Source organism: Curtobacterium sp. Csp1 (assembly GCF_013347185.1).
Map to the genome: position 1 here is coordinate 407017 of NZ_CP054594.1, position 16535 is coordinate 423551.

At 66.5% G+C, this 16535-nt stretch carries 19 protein-coding genes, 1 pseudogene and 1 other annotated feature (1 of these 21 running past the window's edge); of the genes and pseudogenes, 7 read left to right on the forward strand and 13 right to left on the reverse strand.

What is annotated here, in order from left to right; genetic code table 11:
• Positions 1-9: a sequence feature (23S ribosomal RNA rRNA prediction is too short), on the reverse strand (it extends 260 nt beyond the left edge of the window).
• A gap of 189 nt (positions 10-198) precedes the next feature.
• The 4 genes from HUN58_RS01980 to HUN58_RS01995 all read right to left on the reverse strand — a co-directional run bounded on the left by HUN58_RS01980 (position 199) and on the right by HUN58_RS01995 (position 1924).
• Positions 199-612, reverse strand: a complete 414-nt coding sequence (locus HUN58_RS01980; protein WP_217488571.1) for an ester cyclase — start codon at positions 610-612, stop codon at positions 199-201.
• Positions 613-779: 167 nt separating this feature from the next.
• The gene (locus tag HUN58_RS01985; RefSeq protein WP_208745327.1) at positions 780-1376 is read right to left on the reverse strand and encodes a TetR/AcrR family transcriptional regulator; all 597 of its coding nucleotides are present in this window, start codon (positions 1374-1376) and stop codon (positions 780-782) included.
• A gap of 71 nt (positions 1377-1447) precedes the next feature.
• Positions 1448-1627, reverse strand: coding sequence for a hypothetical protein (locus tag HUN58_RS01990; RefSeq protein WP_208745328.1), 180 nt, complete (start codon positions 1625-1627; stop codon positions 1448-1450).
• Positions 1628-1708: 81 nt separating this feature from the next.
• Positions 1709-1924: a hypothetical protein gene (locus HUN58_RS01995; RefSeq protein ID WP_208745329.1), complete on the reverse strand. Its 216-nt coding sequence runs from the start codon at positions 1922-1924 to the stop codon at positions 1709-1711.
• A 277-nt stretch (positions 1925-2201) separates the two neighbouring features.
• Here HUN58_RS01995 and HUN58_RS02000 point away from each other — a divergent pair, with 277 nt between their 5' ends.
• Together HUN58_RS02000 and HUN58_RS02005 are read left to right on the forward strand one after the other, a co-directional pair.
• Entirely contained in the window at positions 2202-3155 is a 954-nt protein-coding gene (locus tag HUN58_RS02000) for an AraC family transcriptional regulator (protein WP_208745330.1), read from the forward strand.
• Between the two features lie 225 nt (positions 3156-3380).
• Complete coding sequence (locus HUN58_RS02005) at positions 3381-4163, forward strand: helix-turn-helix transcriptional regulator (protein ID WP_208745331.1); 783 nt, start codon at positions 3381-3383, stop codon at positions 4161-4163.
• Between the two features lie 68 nt (positions 4164-4231).
• Here the strand turns inward: HUN58_RS02005 and HUN58_RS02010 are convergent, their stop codons facing one another.
• The 3 genes from HUN58_RS02010 to HUN58_RS02020 form a co-directional block, all read right to left on the reverse strand.
• On the reverse strand, positions 4232-4534 hold the full coding sequence (locus tag HUN58_RS02010) for a hypothetical protein (protein WP_208745332.1): 303 nt from the start codon (positions 4532-4534) through the stop codon (positions 4232-4234).
• Between the two features lie 664 nt (positions 4535-5198).
• Positions 5199-5471: a hypothetical protein gene (locus tag HUN58_RS02015; protein WP_208745333.1), complete on the reverse strand. Its 273-nt coding sequence runs from the start codon at positions 5469-5471 to the stop codon at positions 5199-5201.
• Positions 5472-5540: 69 nt separating this feature from the next.
• The gene (locus HUN58_RS02020) at positions 5541-5786 is read right to left on the reverse strand and encodes a DUF4190 domain-containing protein (protein WP_208745334.1); all 246 of its coding nucleotides are present in this window, start codon (positions 5784-5786) and stop codon (positions 5541-5543) included.
• A 196-nt stretch (positions 5787-5982) separates the two neighbouring features.
• On the opposite strand from HUN58_RS02020, the gene HUN58_RS02025 reads away from it, so the two are divergent.
• Complete coding sequence (locus HUN58_RS02025) at positions 5983-8349, forward strand: hypothetical protein (protein ID WP_208745335.1); 2367 nt, start codon at positions 5983-5985, stop codon at positions 8347-8349.
• Between the two features lie 320 nt (positions 8350-8669).
• Here HUN58_RS02025 and HUN58_RS02030 read toward each other — a convergent pair.
• Positions 8670-9676, reverse strand: a pseudogene (locus HUN58_RS02030) (IS30 family transposase); the annotation flags it as partial.
• Between the two features lie 229 nt (positions 9677-9905).
• A complete protein-coding gene (locus tag HUN58_RS02035) occupies positions 9906-10394 on the reverse strand; it encodes a recombinase family protein (protein ID WP_254631596.1) in 489 nt (162 codons plus the stop codon).
• A 317-nt stretch (positions 10395-10711) separates the two neighbouring features.
• Between HUN58_RS02035 and HUN58_RS02040 the strand changes: the two genes are divergently transcribed.
• The 4 genes from HUN58_RS02040 to HUN58_RS02055 all read left to right on the forward strand — a co-directional run bounded on the left by HUN58_RS02040 (position 10712) and on the right by HUN58_RS02055 (position 14778).
• Positions 10712-11470: a YfbU family protein gene (locus HUN58_RS02040; protein ID WP_208745336.1), complete on the forward strand. Its 759-nt coding sequence runs from the start codon at positions 10712-10714 to the stop codon at positions 11468-11470.
• 832 nt (positions 11471-12302) lie between these two features.
• Complete coding sequence (locus HUN58_RS02045; RefSeq protein ID WP_208745337.1) at positions 12303-12956, forward strand: hypothetical protein; 654 nt, start codon at positions 12303-12305, stop codon at positions 12954-12956.
• Between the two features lie 92 nt (positions 12957-13048).
• Positions 13049-13930 carry a signal peptidase I gene (locus HUN58_RS02050; RefSeq protein WP_208745338.1) on the forward strand — a complete coding sequence of 294 codons (882 nt, stop codon included), beginning with the start codon at positions 13049-13051 and terminating at the stop codon, positions 13928-13930.
• Positions 13927-14778, forward strand: coding sequence for a LamG domain-containing protein (locus HUN58_RS02055; RefSeq protein ID WP_208745339.1), 852 nt, complete (start codon positions 13927-13929; stop codon positions 14776-14778). Before HUN58_RS02050 ends, HUN58_RS02055 begins: the two co-directional genes overlap by 4 nt.
• 61 nt (positions 14779-14839) lie before the next feature.
• On the opposite strand, the gene HUN58_RS02060 is transcribed toward HUN58_RS02055, so the two are convergent.
• The 4 genes from HUN58_RS02060 to HUN58_RS02075 all read right to left on the reverse strand — a co-directional run bounded on the left by HUN58_RS02060 (position 14840) and on the right by HUN58_RS02075 (position 16535).
• Positions 14840-15541, reverse strand: a complete 702-nt coding sequence (locus HUN58_RS02060; RefSeq protein WP_208745340.1) for a thioredoxin domain-containing protein — start codon at positions 15539-15541, stop codon at positions 14840-14842.
• A 40-nt stretch (positions 15542-15581) separates the two neighbouring features.
• Positions 15582-15791 carry a hypothetical protein gene (locus HUN58_RS02065; protein WP_208745341.1) on the reverse strand — a complete coding sequence of 70 codons (210 nt, stop codon included), beginning with the start codon at positions 15789-15791 and terminating at the stop codon, positions 15582-15584.
• A 100-nt stretch (positions 15792-15891) separates the two neighbouring features.
• Positions 15892-16086, reverse strand: coding sequence for a hypothetical protein (locus HUN58_RS02070; protein WP_208745342.1), 195 nt, complete (start codon positions 16084-16086; stop codon positions 15892-15894).
• An 86-nt stretch (positions 16087-16172) separates the two neighbouring features.
• Complete coding sequence (locus tag HUN58_RS02075; RefSeq protein ID WP_208745343.1) at positions 16173-16535, reverse strand: hypothetical protein; 363 nt, start codon at positions 16533-16535, stop codon at positions 16173-16175.

Below are 16535 nucleotides of genomic sequence, written 5' to 3' on the forward strand. Positions count from 1 at the left end.
GACGCTTCGGCAAACACCTGCGGCGACGCACCCACCGGCACCACGACCGCAGCTGACCCAGCAGGGGCGCCGTCACCGGCGGCGGTTCGAAGTCGGGCGAACGCCGTGCGGGAGCGTTCCGCCGCAGCACGCTGCTCCGCCGTCAGCGCCCGCCTACCGACGGTCACGGCAGGGGTTGTCGCCTGCTGATCGGACACGTCAGTCGAGTCCCAGCTGCTGCAGGATGCCGAGCTGATCGGTGCTGCCCCACCGTTCCGCGGCGCGGCCGTCGCGGAACCCGATGACCTGCACGTTCCGGACCCCGGTGAACCGGCGCCCGGTCGGGGCGTGCCCCAACCACTCCCCCGTGTGCGTGCCGGCGAGGGTGGAGATCGTGATCACCTTCGTCGGTGTCGCGATCGTCTCGACGTCCTCCCGCTCGATGTCGGTGAACGCCTTCCCGAACTGCTCCCAGAACCACGCAATCCCGGACCCGTCCTGGGGTTGCCCGTCGGCGGCATCGTGGTCGGTGAAGTCGTCCGTGAACCGCTCCTGAAGAGGCAGGTCCTGCTGCCGCATCCGGTCCCGCGCCTCCAGCGTCGGACCGCCACCCACTGTTACCTCAACCGCCATCGGAGCCTCCTCGTCGTGTGTCGGCCGCCGACCACCCTGTCCTGGACCGGCGGGGCGAGGCCCTCGCCACGAGATCGGTGTCCGGAGTTACTGCCAGACTGCTTGTCCTGATACGAGCCGAGTCTCAGTCAACGAAGACTTGCCGGACAGCTTCGGTGCTTCGATCGTCAGAAGGCGGGTCGGGACTCGTACACCGACATGAGCATGGCCGCGGTGAGGCGAGCTGAGCGGGCCGGTTGCGCGGAGCGCTGCACGGCGGACTCGACACGGGCCCCCTCGATCAGCAGCGACAGGCCCTGTGCGACGTGCGCGGGCATGCCACCTCGCTCGCAGACGAGCGTGAGGTGGCGTTCGACGTCCTGGAAGTGCTCACGGGCCAGGGCCGCGACGTCGGGGTCTTGCCGGCCGAGTTCGGCGTGGCCGTTGATGAAGGCGCAGCCGCGCCAGCCTTCGTCCTCGAAGCACTCCTCGAGGTACCCGAAGATGCCGAGGACCTCGTCGCGTGGGTCGTCCGACACGGTGGTGATGTGCTCGAGTGCCCGCCGCCAGGATCCGTGCCACCGCTGCAGTACCGCGACGACCAGCGCCTGCTTCGTCGGGTACGCACCTTGCAGTTCGGCCAGGGTCAGCCCAGCACGGTCCGCGACCTGCTCGAGGGTGACCGGAATGACGCCGTGCTCGGTGAAGAGCGCGTCGGCGGCGCCCGACGCGGCGCGTTGCGCGGCCGTCTCGCGGGTGCTGGGGGTGAGGGAAAGAAGCGTCATAGACCTGGTGGTGTCGGTGTTGAGGCTACCGGTCGGGGTGGTGTCCGGGTGCCGGGAGGTCGCGCCAGGGGTCAGGCAGCGACGAAGAAGTCCGCGTAGGACGGCTCCGAGGTGTTCAGGGTGTTGTTGCTGTAGCGGTGGCCGAGGCGTTCGGTGACGAGCTGGTCGATCTCGGTCGGGGAGGTCATGCCGCGGCGGTGCCACTCGGTCGGGATGCGGCGCAGCTGCTCGAGGCGGGCGTGGTTACTCATGGGTGCGGTCCTGTTCTGCGAGGAGCGTGGTCATGTCGATCGGCTGGGTCATCACGTCGTCGTACGTGAGCGTCGCGGCGCTCATGCAGCGAGGGTGAGGACGATCGCGGCGGACGCGGCGACGGTGACGGAGAGGATCCCGGTGCTGACCGCGGCAACCTGGAGTACGTGCTGGCGGCGGGCTTCGCGGACCTCACTGAACGGGCTGCGGTGCGTGGACCGGGTGCGACGCAGGGACACGGCGTCGTGTGCGGTGCGGGGTGCGACCTGGAAGTCGGTGGCGGTGATCGTGGTCATGGTGTCGTCCTCATCTGCTGTCACCGGAGCGGCGCCGGGCGATGATCCGACCGTAGAAGGCGCCCGCACCGGGCCGCGAACCGGTCCGGCAGTTGTGTCGATTCCCGGATGTGGGAGGGTCGGCTGCGTGTCATCGGGCGGATAAGCGGGCTCCGAGCGCCGCTGGAAGCGATGCGGAGCGGCGCCGGCAGAGAAGCGACGCCGTGCACTGGTTGTGACGTTCTGTGGATACTGGGCTGGTTACGGGGAGGTGGTCCGGCATGCTGCTGCCGATCCCATGACTGACTCGCAGCCGACCCGTGTACAGGAAGAGACGCAGAGCACCGACCTCGATGTCGCTCGCGAGTTCCTCGCTGAGGCGTACGCGGGACAGCAGTGGAGCGCCGACCAGACCCGGCAGCCGTTCTCGTTCCGGTACACGGCCGTCGGCGACCGGGCGATGACGCTCCGGACGATCCGGTTCGACGGGCACCTCGACGGGGTCATGACGCCGTCCGAGGACTTCGTGGTCCAGTGGACGAACAAGGGCCGCGGCACCATCACCACCGACAGCGCCACGATCGAGATGGAGCACGGCCGGCCGCAGCTCTGGCCCCAGCAGGGTGCCGCGTTCTCGTACGACGACTACGACCAGCGCATCGTGCAGATCAACCGGACCGCGCTCGAGACCGTCGCCAGTGAACGCGGCATCGAGGCCGGGAACCTGCAGCTGGACCACACGGTCCGGCCCGACGACCGAGCCCTGCAGGTGTGGCGCAGCAGCGTGCAGCTGATCTCCCACACCGTCATGGACCGACACGCCTCCCCGCTGCTCCAGGCCGAGATGGGCAGGCTCGGCGCCCTCGCGCTGCTGGAGCTGTACCCGGTCGCGTCCGCAACGCTGCCGGACGAGCTGCTATTGCCGAAGAACAGCCACATCCGACTCGCGGTCGAGTACATCCACGAACACGCGCACCTCCCGATCACGACCGACGACGTCGCCCAGGTCGCGAACCTCAGCCTCCGGGCGCTGCAGCACGCGTTCCGACGACTCTTCGAGGTCAGCCCGAACGCCTACATCCGGCAGGTGCGGCTCGATCGGGTCCGCGATGCCCTGGTCGCGGGCGACCCGGCCACGACCAACATCGGTGACGTCGCGAAGTACTGGGGGTTCGCGCACGCCGGCCGGTTCTCCGCCGCCTACGCCGAACAGCACGGTGAGTACCCGCGCGACACCCTCCGCCGCGCCTGACAGAACGACGCACGATGAACGATGAACGACCACACCACGAACGCCGACACTGCTACTGCCGCGGACACTGACACGATCGTCCGTTCCCGACTCGTCACCCGCACTCGCGACACCGCGGTCGCGCGGAATGCGCTCCTGCACACCTTCCGCGTCCGCGGCCTCGACGTCACCGGCAGCGCCGACTTCTCCTTCGAGGAGACCCTCACCGGCACTCCGCTGCTGGCGTTGGAGTCCACCAGCTCCACCGGCACGATCCGCGGCGAAGTCGACGCCACCGCCGCGGTGATGATCGTCTGGCTGAAAGCCGGGCACGCGGTCGTTGGCGGCCAGCAGCTCCCCATCGGCCGCCCCGTGCTGTACACCGGCCGGCAGCAGGTGCAGTGGGACCGGTTCCAGAAAGACGTCATGCGCATCGACCAGGCGATCGTCGAGCATGTCGCCGCCGAGCGAGGCGGATGGGAGCCCGGACCGCTCGAGTTCAAACCGAACCACGTCCCGGACGGAGCACCCCTCGCCGCGTGGTGGCTGATGGTTCGCACGATCGCTTCCGAGATCCTCAGCACTACCGGGGAGGTTTCCCTCGATCGGGAACGGGAACTCGCGGCGATGGCCGCCGAGGGACTGCTCACCGCGATCCCGCACTGGCCTGTCGGACGTCGGTCCGAACAGCCACCCGAGTCGAACGTCGGCAGAGCGGAAGCGTTCATGCTCGACAACATCGCCACCCCAATCACGGTGAACGACGTCGCCGCCGCTGCCGGGATGAGCGCCCGCGGTCTGCAGAGCGCATTCCAACGCGTGCACCAGACCACCCCGCTGGGCTACCTGCGCGCTGTCCGGCTCCTGATGGCCCGGCAACAGCTCGAATCCGGCGCCGCGACCTCGGTCTCCGACGTCGCCCGGGCCGTCGGCATCGTCCACCTCGGCCGATTCGCCGCCGCCTACCGCGAAGCCTTCGGAGAACTCCCCGGCGAAACACTGCGCGCCGCCAACGACACCAACTCCTGACCCCACCCACAGGAGGCTTCGGCCCGGGTCGTGCTCTGCTGCCCCGGTGGGGGTCGAAGGCTCTCGCGCTACAACTCCGTCGGGGTGGTGACCACAAGCGCGGCCGTCAGCGCGGTGATCAGCCCGAGGCGCGCAAAGTACGGGCGAGTCTCGATCGGCATCAACCCGACCATCGAGAACGACGACGTCGCCAACTCCAGCACCTCCGCCCGCTCCGAGTCCGTCAGCGGGACACCGGCAAGGACCAACGTTGCCCAACCAATCGTCGACGCGGCCGGCATGTCCGCATCGGTGATGCTTCCCTGGTCGACGCCCGGTGGGATGGACGCCGCCTGATGCGCTCTCACCGCGGCCTCCAGCTCCTCACGCATCGCTTCACCGTAGGAGGCGCGCAGCAGATTGTCCGCAGACACAGCGGCACAGCACCGCCCGCGGCGGCAGCACCAACCCAGCAGACCCTTCCACTCCGAAACAGCTCTTTGGGTGCGGTGCGACGACCCGAACATTGCACCGTAAACGGCCCACGACCAGCCATCGCGGCCCGCCGGGGATCTGACAGCGCCGTCCACCCCTGCCCCCACCCCTGAGACGCCGGGGTTGTGTCTCGCCGTCTCGATAGCCGATCGTCATCCGGGATACGGTCAGGGCCGCCAGCCCCGTCTCACATAGGCGGTCCGCGAACTATCCCAGCGCACGCACGTCAAACGGACGCTTCGCGACGCACGAAAGCGGAGCTCGCCCGAGTGACGATGCGGATCGCCGCTGCCAAACAACCTGTCCAACCCCGTATTTCAGGACACGTTGTGTGGCAGTTGGACAAGCTAGCTGGCGGACGACATCGTGTGGTTCGAGCCTACGCACGGCTACCGTATCAGTTCCGATAAGTAGTCTTTCTCGGAACGTCTCGGCGCGGGTGGAAGCGGCACTGCAGCACAAATACCTCCCGCTGTTCGACTACGGCCGGGGGTGTGGCGACATACCGACAGCGCAAAGTGAGCGGCTCCAGATGCCTGGAACCGCCCACGGCGCGTCTCGTCAGTTGACGAACTGGTAGCTGACGGTGGCCCCTGTCACGCCGTCAAGAAGTGCGACCGCGAGGTCCGCGACGCTGACGAAAGCGCCGAGTGCAATGACGATGCGTTCAGCACGAGTACCGAACCAGCCGGGCGGGAGCAACAGACCGAGGAACGCGACGCCGATTCCTGGAAAGACGAGGTTGCTCACAAGCTGTGTGAGCAGCACAGCCCCGAGGCGAAGCACACGCTTCCCCTCGGCTTGATCAGTCTCGCTGGTGTGGTCGAGTTCCATCAGAAAGCCGACTTTCTGGTCAGCGGATTGGACGTCGGATCGAGATGGTGACGGTCCCGCCGGGATGGATCAGCTCTGCAGCCGAACGACGAGCCAGATGCTGCTCCCGATGATCTGCAGCACAGACAGCACGATGGCTGCGACCGCGAGCCCCTTGCCGCGCTCTCCACGCTGTCGGATCTGTGCGAGGGCGACGATGCCGACGATGAGTCCCGCAATGCTGATGAAGAACGCGAGAACGAAGCCCACGATGGACAGCTTGTTGAACTCGGGCTGCGTCGATCGTGTGTCAGCCGGCGTGACGGTGCTGGTCATGGTTCCCCTCGAAGGCAGTGATGATGCGGCAACGAAGCCTGTGATCCTTGCCGACGCAGTCTGATTATGCAGCGTCAATAGCCATTCGCCTACCAGATCACCACCCCCGAAGGGGGCTCTTACCCTATGAATCCGCTGTCTCTTATGCTCCGGAGGCTGACAGCAGCGGGTGCTGTCAGATGACCAAGGGGGTTTCGTGCGCACACCGCTGCACGCTCCGCGAGCCGGGAAGCGCAGCATCGCTGCCGCGGCCCTGGGCACGCTTGCATTGATCGGATCGCTGCTGGTGGCAACGCCAGCACAGGCGCTGAGTGACACCGGAACCGGAGGCGTCTTCACGCCCTCAACCGGTCGCATCCTCGACACAGCGAAGGGGACCGGCGGCTTCAGCACGCCGATGGAAGCAGGTAAGTACCGCACGATCAAGGTCGCAGGCCTTGCTGGTCTGCCGAAGGACGGTTCGGTCGGAGCTGTTTCGCTCAACGCGACAGTTGGCGCATCGACCGGGTACGGCACGCTGTTCGCCCGCCCCGACGCGAACACCTCGCGCACCACGATGCTGATCTACAACGGCGTTTCCGGCGAGTACACCTCCAACAGTGCCACCGTCGCCGTTGGCTCCGACGGCACCATCCAAGTCATGACCGAGACCTCCGCCCGTCTCATCCTCGACGTGCAGGGCTACTACACCTCGAACACGGATGGCACGGCTGCGGGCGGCTTCGTCCCGGTCGCGAAGCGCATCGTCGACACGCGTTCCGGTCTCGGAGCAGCGAAGGCGACCATCGCGCCCGGCAAGAGCATCGACGTGCAGGTCACCGGTACCAACGGTGTTCCCGCGGGTGCGTCCAGTGCTGTGGTGAACCTCATCGCACTGAACTCCACCGACGCGGACGGCTACCTCACGCCGTACGCCACCGGAGGATCGAAGCCGGCGAACTCGCTGCACTACGCCCCGTCTGAGACCACCTCGATCCAGGCGCAGGTGCCGCTGTCCTCAGCTGGCAAGATGACGATTGCCAACGCGTCCACGACCGCCAACCTGGTCGTTGACCTCCAGGGGTACTTCACCGCTGCGGGAAAGAGCGGCGCGGTGTTCACCCCGGCCTCTGGCCGCGTGTATGACTCGCGGGCCACCGGGAACAAGATCCTCGCGAAGAACGAAACCCGATCGATCCAGGTCGCCGGCGCCGCTGGCCTCCCGGTCATGGGATCGGGCGTCTCCGCAGTCGTGTTGACGCTCATCGTCGCGCACGGTGGCAGCAACGGCTATGCCGACGTCTACGCCGACGGCAAGACCAACCCCGGCATCACCGCGGTCAACTTCCAGACGAACGAGATCCAAACCAACACCATCACTGTTCCGCTCGGCGCCAACGGCAAGATCGCCCTCCGGAACGCGGCCGAAGCGACCAACTACGTCATCGACGTGCAGGGGTGGTACTCGAGCCCGAAGGTTCCGACCGTCAGCTGCCCGTCGATCGCCTCGGGCAAGTGGGTTGCAACCGTACCGTCCAGCCCCGTGAGCTGCACTGTCACCGCTCCCGCTCGCTCGAGCAGCGACGGCACCCTGGTCGTCACGGTCGACTCCGCTCCGGTGACGTTCAAGCGTTCCGACACGGCCACCACCACGTCAACAGTGCTCGTCGACAACCTTCCCGGCGCACACACTGTCACCGCGACCACCGTCGACGGCGACAGCCAGGTCTCAAGCGGCAGCTACACCTTCGGGCTCGGCGACTGGGCCACGAAGCAGATCGCGTCTGACCCGTCCAACGGTGCGACCATCGCACTCGACTCCGAGCTGTCGGTCTACGTGCCCGACGACGACATCCCCGCCGACGCCGCGATCACCTACACGCTCCGCAACAACAGTGGTGACACCGTCGCAACTTCGGACGCTGTGAACGACTCCTGGCAGATTCCGGACGGCATCCTGGTTGATGGTGCCACCTACTCCTGGCAGGCGAGCATCACCGGCAAATCCGGCGGACGCAGCACCGACAGCACCGTGATTGCCGGTCCTTACACCTTTACGGCCAGCTCCTCAGTGGCTAACGACCCCGCGTTCTCGGAAGAAGAGGACAACGCCGCCCCGCAGTACGGCCCCGGCTCCGAAGTCGTGGCGGCGGATGCGGACAACGCCCGAGTGCCACTGGGAGACGGCACCGCGCTGACGCTGCCCGACGACGCCGTGCTGACCGAGACTGCAGACCTGTACCACGTGGTGTACGCCAACGGGTTCGTCACGGATGTCTCGAAGGCCCCCGCCACCATCGCCGGCGCCCAAAGCCGCGCAGCCTCGCAGTACTACCCGAAGATCTCGTTCTACTTCTCCCGCTCGCAGGTCGAAGCCGCTTACAAGGCTCTGCAGATCTACGGCGAGATCTGCGGCGCTCCGGGCGTGGCCTGGACGGTCGGCTGGGCATGCAGCCACGCCAACCGCAACCTCCAGGACGCGATCACCAGCGCCCACTACCAGAAGAAGCGCATCCGGCACGACTTCTACCGCAGCAAGGTCTGCGGATCGTGCAGCAGGAACGTCTACACCGTCGTGAAGTAGACACCACACAGTGAAGGGCCCCGAGCGTTGCTCGGGGCCCTTCACTGTGTGGCGGTCTTCAACTCCCAATTCAACTCCGCGGCCGCGAGTCAGTGACAACGCACGAAAACGGATACGACTGAAATCGTCACTCGAAGCAGTCCGGTAGCCGATCGCTCAGCGGTCACTTCCGCCGGTTGCGGCGATCCCGGTAGAAGCCGATTGCCACGACGACCGGCAGGATGAGCAGGGCCCACCACCAACCCTCTGCTCCTGCTGCGAACATGAGCCGAAGCTACGCTGCCTTGGCACGACCAGGTGTCCGATAGCCGGTGGCGGTTTCAAGGGGTCGTTGCAACGGGTGGTTGTTTCGGGTCCGAGAGTAGCTGTTCGAACGCTTCTGCCGGGGTGCGGTGGTCGAGGGTTTTGCGAGGTCGGCCATTGAGTTTGGCAGCGACTTCGCGGAGCCGTTCTGGGCTATGGATGGTGAGGTCGGTGGACTTGGGGAAGTACTGCCGGAGCAGGCCGTTGGTGTTCTCGTTCGAGCCGCGCTGCCAGGGCTTGTGGGGGTCGCAGAAGTAGATCGCGAGGTCCGTGGCGAGGGTTATGTCTTTGTGCCAGGCAAGCTCGGTGCCTTGGTCCCAGGTCAATGACCGACGCGGATGTGCGGGGAGGGTCTGGATGGTCGGATCATCGCGTCACGGACCGCGTCGGCGCTGTGTCCGTTCGGGAGGTGGAGCAGCATCACGTAGCGGGTGGTGCGTTCGACGAGGGTGCCGATCGCGCTCCTGGCGTTGATCCCGACGATCAGGTCCCCTTCCCAGTGGCCGGGGACGGCCCGGTCGTCGGCTTCCGCGGGGCGTTCGCTGATCAGGATCATGTCGCGGATCTTCGACCACGACGCCCGTCTGGGCTCGCCGCGATGCTGGCGGATGGCGCGGCCGGTGCGGAGGTGTTTGTACAGGTCAGCGCGCAGGTGCCCGCGGCCCTGGACGAACAGGGACTGATAGATCGTCTCGTGCGACACGCGCATCTCCGGCCGGTCAAAGAACGTCCGGGCCAGGTCATCACGGATCTGCTCCGGGGACCACTTCCGCACCAACCGGAGCTCGACCTGCAGAGCGAGCTCCAGCCGGTCCAGCTTCCGCGGTTTCGGCCGTCGCGCTCGCTCCCGGCATCGCTTCTGAGCCGCGTAGGGCCGGTAAGCGCCGCCCCGTGAGCTATTCCGGCTGAGCTCCCTGCTAATGGTCGAGGGCGCCCGACCGAGCTCAGCCGCGATCCGGCGCACGCCTGCGCCGCCGAGGCGGAGGTCAGCGATCCTGAGTCGTTCCTCCTCACGCAAGTAACGGCCCGAACGAGCGGCGCGCTCGAACGGGTTCTTCCCTCGAGCGGCTTTGAACCATCGGTATCCCTGACGCGGATGCACGCCGACAGCATCGCAAGCAGCCGGCCTGCTCATACTCTGTCCGAGTAGCCCCCAGAATCGCGCCTCACGGGCACGCTGCTCCAGCCTCGATCCCATCCGCAACACTCCAAATCACGGTGGTGTAGCAACGACCAGCTGAACCCAAGGGTGGTCAACCGGACGTCTTGCGGCGCCGCCCGGCAACAGGTTCACTCTCGCGTCGGAGAGCCCGGTAGACGGTCGTGCGGCTCACGCCGAGGACGTCACCGATCTGGGCGACGGTCGTGTCTTGCTGCTCGTAGAGCCGACGCGCAGTCCGTACCTGATCCGGCGAGAGCCGCGGGGGACGACCACCGGTACGCCCGCGTGCTCGCGCGGCCGCGAGGCCGGCGTGTGTTCGCTCACGGATGAGGTCCCGCTCGAACTCGGCCAGCGCGGCGAAGACGTGGAACACGAGCCGGCCACCGGGCGAGGTGGTATCGATCGTCTCCTGCAACGACCGGAAGCCGACGCCCCGCTCCCCCAGCGCCCGAAGCTGGTCGATGAGGTGCCGGATTGAGCGCCCCAGGCGATCGAGGCGCCACACGACCAGCGTGTCGCCCGGGCGGAGCTGATCGAGAAGCTTGTTCAACTCGGGGCGGTGCTCGAGCGAGCCGGACATTGTGTCGACCCACACCCGCTAGCAGCCCGCTGCGTTCAACGCGTCGAGCTGCAGCGATGCATCTTGATCGGTTGTCGACACTCGCGCGTACCCGAGGAGCTCGCCCATGGTCGAGAACGTAGCGGAACTCGTTGCCGTCGGCCGTTAACGACGCATAGATTCCGGCACTGAGTATCGCTACACAACTCGCCCCTTCAGGTAGCCCTTCCGGCGCGATGCCGGTCCTTGTGCCACAAACGGTCGATTTCGGACGCTCCTCGCCGAGCGCCGTTTTACTGTCTTACGTGTTACGCTAAACGCAATACGAGAGGACGCGAATGGCGACGCTCACCATTCGGCTGGACGACGAAATTCGGGATGCCGCTGCACGACAGGCCGCAGAAGACGGAGTGACCCTCAGTGACTTCGTGCGCGACCTGATTCGAGAGGCCGTAGTGAGCGTCCGGGACAGCCCTCGACAGGATGGGTACGCTCCGGATTCTTTGAGCCCGAAGGATCGCCACGTTCTGTCGCTGCTCCATCGAATCCTCGGCCGCGTTCTCCCCGACGGCGAGGGCGATGTCGATGGCGATGGCGACAGAGGAGACCAGCTCGAGCGGGCCCGTGTGCTTGAGGCTGGCTTCACTCAGGAGTACTGGGCGGAGTTCGCCGGCATAGCTCAGGAGCTCAGCAAGCGGGACTCGCAACGTGTCATGGACATCCTCGATATGTTCCGGGTCGCTCAGTACAGCATCGCTGGCCTGCAGCAGCAGGGCACCGAGGTTCCATCGGAGGTGACGTCAACGCTGCGGTACCAGGGCTTCGACTTCAATGATGATCTCGAGGGCAAGATGGGCTCTTACGTCGAGTATCTCGTTGGCGGCGGACGCTGGCAGGAGCAGCGTGAGTTCATCGACAGCCACGATGGCGGCAACTCGCACTCGCCGATGCTGGACACGTACCTGCGAATGCTGGCTGAGTATCGCCGCATCCGCGAACGCCGCCGGCCGGGCTGGGGCAGCGGCAGCTACGCTCTGACGCTCGACGAACTCAAGGCGATCGCGGACGAGTGGGTTCACCCGGATCACCGACGATGATCTCCATCGCGTCGATGGGCGGACTCTCGTGGTGAGCGCGTTGGTCGTCGATGAATCCAAGAGCAAGGGCTACACGATGGTTGCCGCGGTAGTCGTTACGGGCGACCAGGTTGCACTCCGTCGGGATGTTCGCGCGCTTGTGCTGCCGGGGCAGCGTCGGTTGCACTTCACGAGCGAGAGCGACTCCCGACGTCGCCAGATCTTGGCGACCCTCGAACGCCTCGGCGTTCGGGCACATGTTGTCCACTCTGAGCACAAGCAGCAGGCTGCTGGACGTGGAGAGTGTCTGCGTGACCTAGTCGCGCTCGCTGCTCGAGAGGGCCATGACCGGCTCGTGCTAGAACGTGACGAATCAATCGAGCGCGCCGACAAGCGGGTCCTCTACGAGGCCATACGTCAGCTTGGTGTCGGCGGCCGAATCTCGTATGCGCACGAGACCGCGCACCAGGAGCCGTTGCTCTGGATCGCAGACGCGATCGCGTGGAGTTACACCCGAGGTGGGGACTGGCGCCGTCGTGTCCAGTCGATGATCTTGCCGTAGAAAACGCGAAGCTCGGCTCACCGACCGTCCGGAAGGCTGCCGAGCTCACTTCACGCCGCTACTGCAGCGCGCACTCCCAAGCGTACAGCCAGCTATACGAAACGTCCACGGAGCTACCACTCTCCCTCTCCGCACTCACTCCCGTCGACAGCCGCTCGAATTCTTTGGATCCCGCGCGTCATGGACGACGTCGGATCGCATCTCAAGGGTGAACGCATGCACGACAGGCGGGTGCTTCCGGGCCCGCAGGCCGACCTGCTGCGTGTCCGTCAACACCCGATTGAGGTCACCATGTCTGTCCAGTCCCACCGTTCCCCGCTGAAGCGGCTCCGCTTCGCCCCGGTCGCGATCATCGCCGGCGTCTTTGCGTCCGTGCTCCTCGCGCTCTCGCTCACCGGCACCCTGTCTGGGTTCGCCGCGAGCATCACGAACAGCAGCAACACCGCCGCGACCGGCACGCTGACGATGCAGGAGCAGAACGCCGGCGGTACCGTCACCTGCTCGAGCACCGACGGTGGCTCCGTGTCGACGAACTCGGCGACCTGCTCCACGATCAACAAGTTCGGTGGCAGCACGACGATGACGCCGGGCAAGACCGTCAACACGGCGATCACGATCAAGAACACCGGTTCCGCGAACGCGTCGACGTTCACCCTCACCCCCGGTTCGACGTGCACGCAGTCGAACAACGGCAGCCAGAACGGCACCGCGACCGACCTCTGCTCGAAGATGAACCTGGTCATCACGTCCGGGTCGACCACCGTGTTCAGCGGCACCCTCGCCAGCTTCGCGGGCGCAGCCTCGTCCGCGTTCACGATGCCGCCGGCGCCCGCAGCCGGTGCCAGCGTGCCGTTCAACTTCGCCGTGACCCTGGATTCCTCCGCGGGCAACACGTACCAGGGCCTCGCCGCGTCGGTCCCGATGACCTGGACCTTCACGGCCTAGTCGCCCAGGGGTCCCGCCTCCTCCGGACGGCGGGACCCCTCCCCTTCTCTCGGCCGACTGCTCGGCCGTTCCTGTTACCCGAACGGGATCACATGACCCACATCGCAGCCGCTCCCCTCAGCGGCATCATCCCCGCCTCGCAGCCCGAACGCCGCACCCGCACACTGCTCGAATCCACCGCCGCCTGGGTCCTGGCCGGCGTCAGCGCCGTCATCCTCGTCGTTGCGATCGGCTTCCTAATCACGGGAGGCCGCTTCTTCGTAGTCGAGACCCCATCGATGGGCACCGCCGCCCCGGTCGGGTCGCTCGTCATCGACCGCCCCGTCGACGTCACCACACTCCACGTCGGCGACGTCATCACATACCGGGAGCCGACGAACCCGACGGTCACCTACACGCACCGGATCACCCAGATGAACCGGGATGGGTCGTTCCACACCCGCGGCGACATCAACGGCGCGACCGACCCATGGGCCCTGACGCAGCGCGACGTCGTCGGAGCGCCAGTCCTTCTCGTGCCGTATCTGGGGTGGGTGTGCAAGGCAGCACCGATTCTCGCGATCGGCGGCCTGCTGGTGTGGGCGCTGACGAGCACATTCACCAACCCGATCACGCGCCGCAGCCTTCGCATCGCCGGCGCTTGCCTCACCGTCTCCTACGCCGCGTTCGTCCTCAAGGCGCTGGTGAACGTGGTGATGATCACCAACACCGTCACCGCCGGCGCCGTGCACGCCACCGTCGTGTCCACCGGGATCCTGCCCACCCGCGTGCAAGCGCACGGCGGCGACAGCGTCCGCCTGCTGGACGGCCAGGTCGGGGAGCTCACCATCACCAAGCTCACCCACAACGGTCTCTACCAGCTCGTCGCGACCACCGACCTCAGCTGGGTCGGCTGGCTGATCGTCGGCCTGGTCTGCGCCTTGCCGCTGCTGTGGTGCCTCAAGATCGGCCACCTGAAGACGGTGCATCCATGACGCCCATGAGCCTCCGGAACGGCAGGAGTGTTGCTGCAGCGCTCGGCCTGGCGCTGGCGATGCTCCTGGTACTGATCGGGTTGAACCCGACGCTATCGGCGTTCACCGCGACCGTGTCGAACAGCAGCAACACCGCCGGGACGGCGACGTACTTCACCTGCGCGGCCGCCGCGACGGCCGACAAGACTGCCCTCTTCGCGTACCCGCTGAATGATGCTGATGGCTCTAGCAGCGCAACCGACATCTCCGGCAACAGGGCGAACGGAGCCTACCAAGGGGGCATGTCGTCACAGCAGATACCGCCCATTGCCTGCCCACGCGATCCTGGTGGCGCCTACGTGTTGAACGGCTCCTCGAGCTACGTGTACGCCCCGACCGCATACAACAACCCGACCACGTTCACCGAGGAGGTCTGGTTCAAGACCACGAGTGCCGGCGGGACGATCATGGGTTTCGGCAGTCAACGCACGGGCGAGTCCCCGTCCAACGACCGCAAGATCTACATGGACACCAACGGTCAGGTGCACTTCGCGATCTACCAACCCGGCGCGGCGAAACAGATTCTGACGTCTCCGAAGTCATACGCCGACGGCCAATGGCACCTCGTCGACGCCACCCTGTCCCCCACCGCCGGAACCCGGCTCTACCTCGACGGTGTCCTTGTCGACTCAAGCTCGTCAGCCACCACGCCGCAGGCATACACCGGGTACTGGCGTATCGGCTACGACAAGCTCCGCGACTGGACCAACGCGAACCCCTACTTCACCGGCTCGATGCGCTACGCCGCCGTCTACAGCACCGCCCTCACCCAAGAGCAGATCAACAACCACTACACGGCAGGCCGCTGACCGAACGAGCAGGGGGTACGGACACGAAATCGTGTCCGGACCCCCTGCTCTGCTGGCAGCTTCAGTGGCTCGCGTAGAACTGCTTGAACGCGTCGGTCTCGTCGCTGTTGCCATGGAAGACGTCACCGTCCACCACGACGGTGGGCACACCGTGGATCGCAGGGATCTGAGTGGTTGTCGGCAGCGGCCCGAACATGGCTCGCGCGGTGAGACGCTGCACCCACCTCCGGTACTGCTCCGAGTCGAGCTGGTCTGCAGACGGCACGCCTGCTCCGTGCGCGAGGTCCCGCAGCTGCTTGTCGGTGAGCCCAGCGGTCTCTTCCGCCGGCTGGTGCGCGTACAAGGCTTGCAGGAACGCTTGGGTCTTGTCGGGGTGCTTCGCGGCGACCGCGGTCAGGAACGACGCCGCACGCGTGGAGTACGCGGTGCCCTTCGAGAGCCGGTCGAGGATCGCGACCGGGTGGATCCGGATCGTGGCGTCCTGGTTCGATGCTGCGGCGAAGAGCATGGGTCCGGAGGTCTCTTCGAAGAGCTTGCAGTAGGGGCACATGGGGTCGATGTAGAGGTCGACGGTCTTCGGTCCGGACCCAATCTGCAGGTACCCGTCGTCGAAGTGTGCTGCCCCTTCGACGCCGGCGGGGATCGTGGCGGCGGCTGAAGGCGGGGTGGTGGGCTGCGGCTTGTCGCTGCTGCAGCCGGCGAGGAGGGCCGCGGCGGTCAGGGTCGATGCGATACCGACGATGTGGCGTGAGGTGAGGGGCAAGCTGATCCTTTGTTCGTGGCGGGTGCGCCGTGCTGTGGTGTTATGCGCTGGCGCGCTGCGCTGTCTCTGTGGCGGCCCAGACCTTGCGGGCGCGGGCAAGGGCCAGCTGGTTCTCGGGCAGCTCGAGCCAGGCCAGGTAGGTGTGGTTGCGGCTGATCCGACAGGTGCAGGGCAGGCGGGTGGCGTGTTCCGGGCCGGTGATGGTTTCCCAGTGCCGGAGGGTGCGGTGGCGGTGGTCGCGGGCAGGCAAGAGCAGCTCTCCTCGTCAGTCAGGGTGGTGTTGAAGCGCGTGGGCCCTGAGTCCCCCCATTGCACCCAGGGCCCCCGCCCGGCTCCGTTGAGCAGATGCACTACCCGGCAGATCGTGACGCGATCGCCGCAGCTGCGTCGTCGACTTGAGCTGCTGTCTGCCGGCGGGTGACGGCGTCGAGGTGGTTCTGCGCCGCGGCGAGGATCCGCTCGAGGTCGACGAGATCCTCCTGCGTCGTGATGTGGGACCGGTGCGTGGAGACGGCGGCAGCGGCGATGACAGCTTTGATGAACACCACGAGCAGGGTCGCTCGCTCGTCTGGTGCGCTCGTCCGCCATGCCAGCCGCGTGATCTGCCGCACAAGAGACCGGTTCCCGCGACTCACGGGGCCAGCTCCCGGTGTCGGGAGGACGTAGCGGAGATTGCAAGCAAGCCCGCACCGATGAGGGCGGGAACGGCGAGCAGCACGAAGAGGGCAGGAACCAGCCTGGGCAGGAAGCAGCCGCTGATGAACGCGCACAGCAGAAGCGCCGCACCAAGCATCAACAGCTGGGCTGCGGGGCTAGTGAGCACCGGCACGTGGTCCTCGTTGCCACCACCGGCACCTGACGGGGGCTGTGGTGTGCTGCGCTGGGCGATGTAGTGGGCCTCTTTCCATAGCTCGGGGACGAGGCTGATATGCGTCGTGGCGTCAAGGTCAGGCTGACCGGTAGGTCGGGTTCGTCGCAGCGGGATCTGCAGCAT

Coding starts and splice junctions, on each gene's coding strand:
- HUN58_RS01980 (WP_217488571.1), bottom strand. CDS start 612: ATGGCGGTTGAGGTAACAGTGGGTGGCGGTCCGACGCTGGAGGCGCGG.
- HUN58_RS01985 (WP_208745327.1), bottom strand. CDS start 1,376: ATGACGCTTCTTTCCCTCACCCCCAGCACCCGCGAGACGGCCGCGCAA.
- HUN58_RS01990 (WP_208745328.1), bottom strand. CDS start 1,627: ATGAGTAACCACGCCCGCCTCGAGCAGCTGCGCCGCATCCCGACCGAG.
- HUN58_RS01995 (WP_208745329.1), bottom strand. CDS start 1,924: ATGACCACGATCACCGCCACCGACTTCCAGGTCGCACCCCGCACCGCA.
- HUN58_RS02000 (WP_208745330.1), top strand. CDS start 2,202: ATGACTGACTCGCAGCCGACCCGTGTACAGGAAGAGACGCAGAGCACC.
- HUN58_RS02010 (WP_208745332.1), bottom strand. CDS start 4,534: ATGCGTGAGGAGCTGGAGGCCGCGGTGAGAGCGCATCAGGCGGCGTCC.
- HUN58_RS02015 (WP_208745333.1), bottom strand. CDS start 5,471: ATGGAACTCGACCACACCAGCGAGACTGATCAAGCCGAGGGGAAGCGT.
- HUN58_RS02020 (WP_208745334.1), bottom strand. CDS start 5,786: ATGACCAGCACCGTCACGCCGGCTGACACACGATCGACGCAGCCCGAG.
- HUN58_RS02035 (WP_254631596.1), bottom strand. CDS start 10,394: ATGTCCGGCTCGCTCGAGCACCGCCCCGAGTTGAACAAGCTTCTCGAT.
- HUN58_RS02040 (WP_208745336.1), top strand. CDS start 10,712: ATGGCGACGCTCACCATTCGGCTGGACGACGAAATTCGGGATGCCGCT.
- HUN58_RS02045 (WP_208745337.1), top strand. CDS start 12,303: ATGTCTGTCCAGTCCCACCGTTCCCCGCTGAAGCGGCTCCGCTTCGCC.
- HUN58_RS02050 (WP_208745338.1), top strand. CDS start 13,049: ATGACCCACATCGCAGCCGCTCCCCTCAGCGGCATCATCCCCGCCTCG.
- HUN58_RS02055 (WP_208745339.1), top strand. CDS start 13,927: ATGACGCCCATGAGCCTCCGGAACGGCAGGAGTGTTGCTGCAGCGCTC.
- HUN58_RS02075 (WP_208745343.1), bottom strand. CDS start 16,535: ATGCTGCAGATCCCGCTGCGACGAACCCGACCTACCGGTCAGCCTGAC.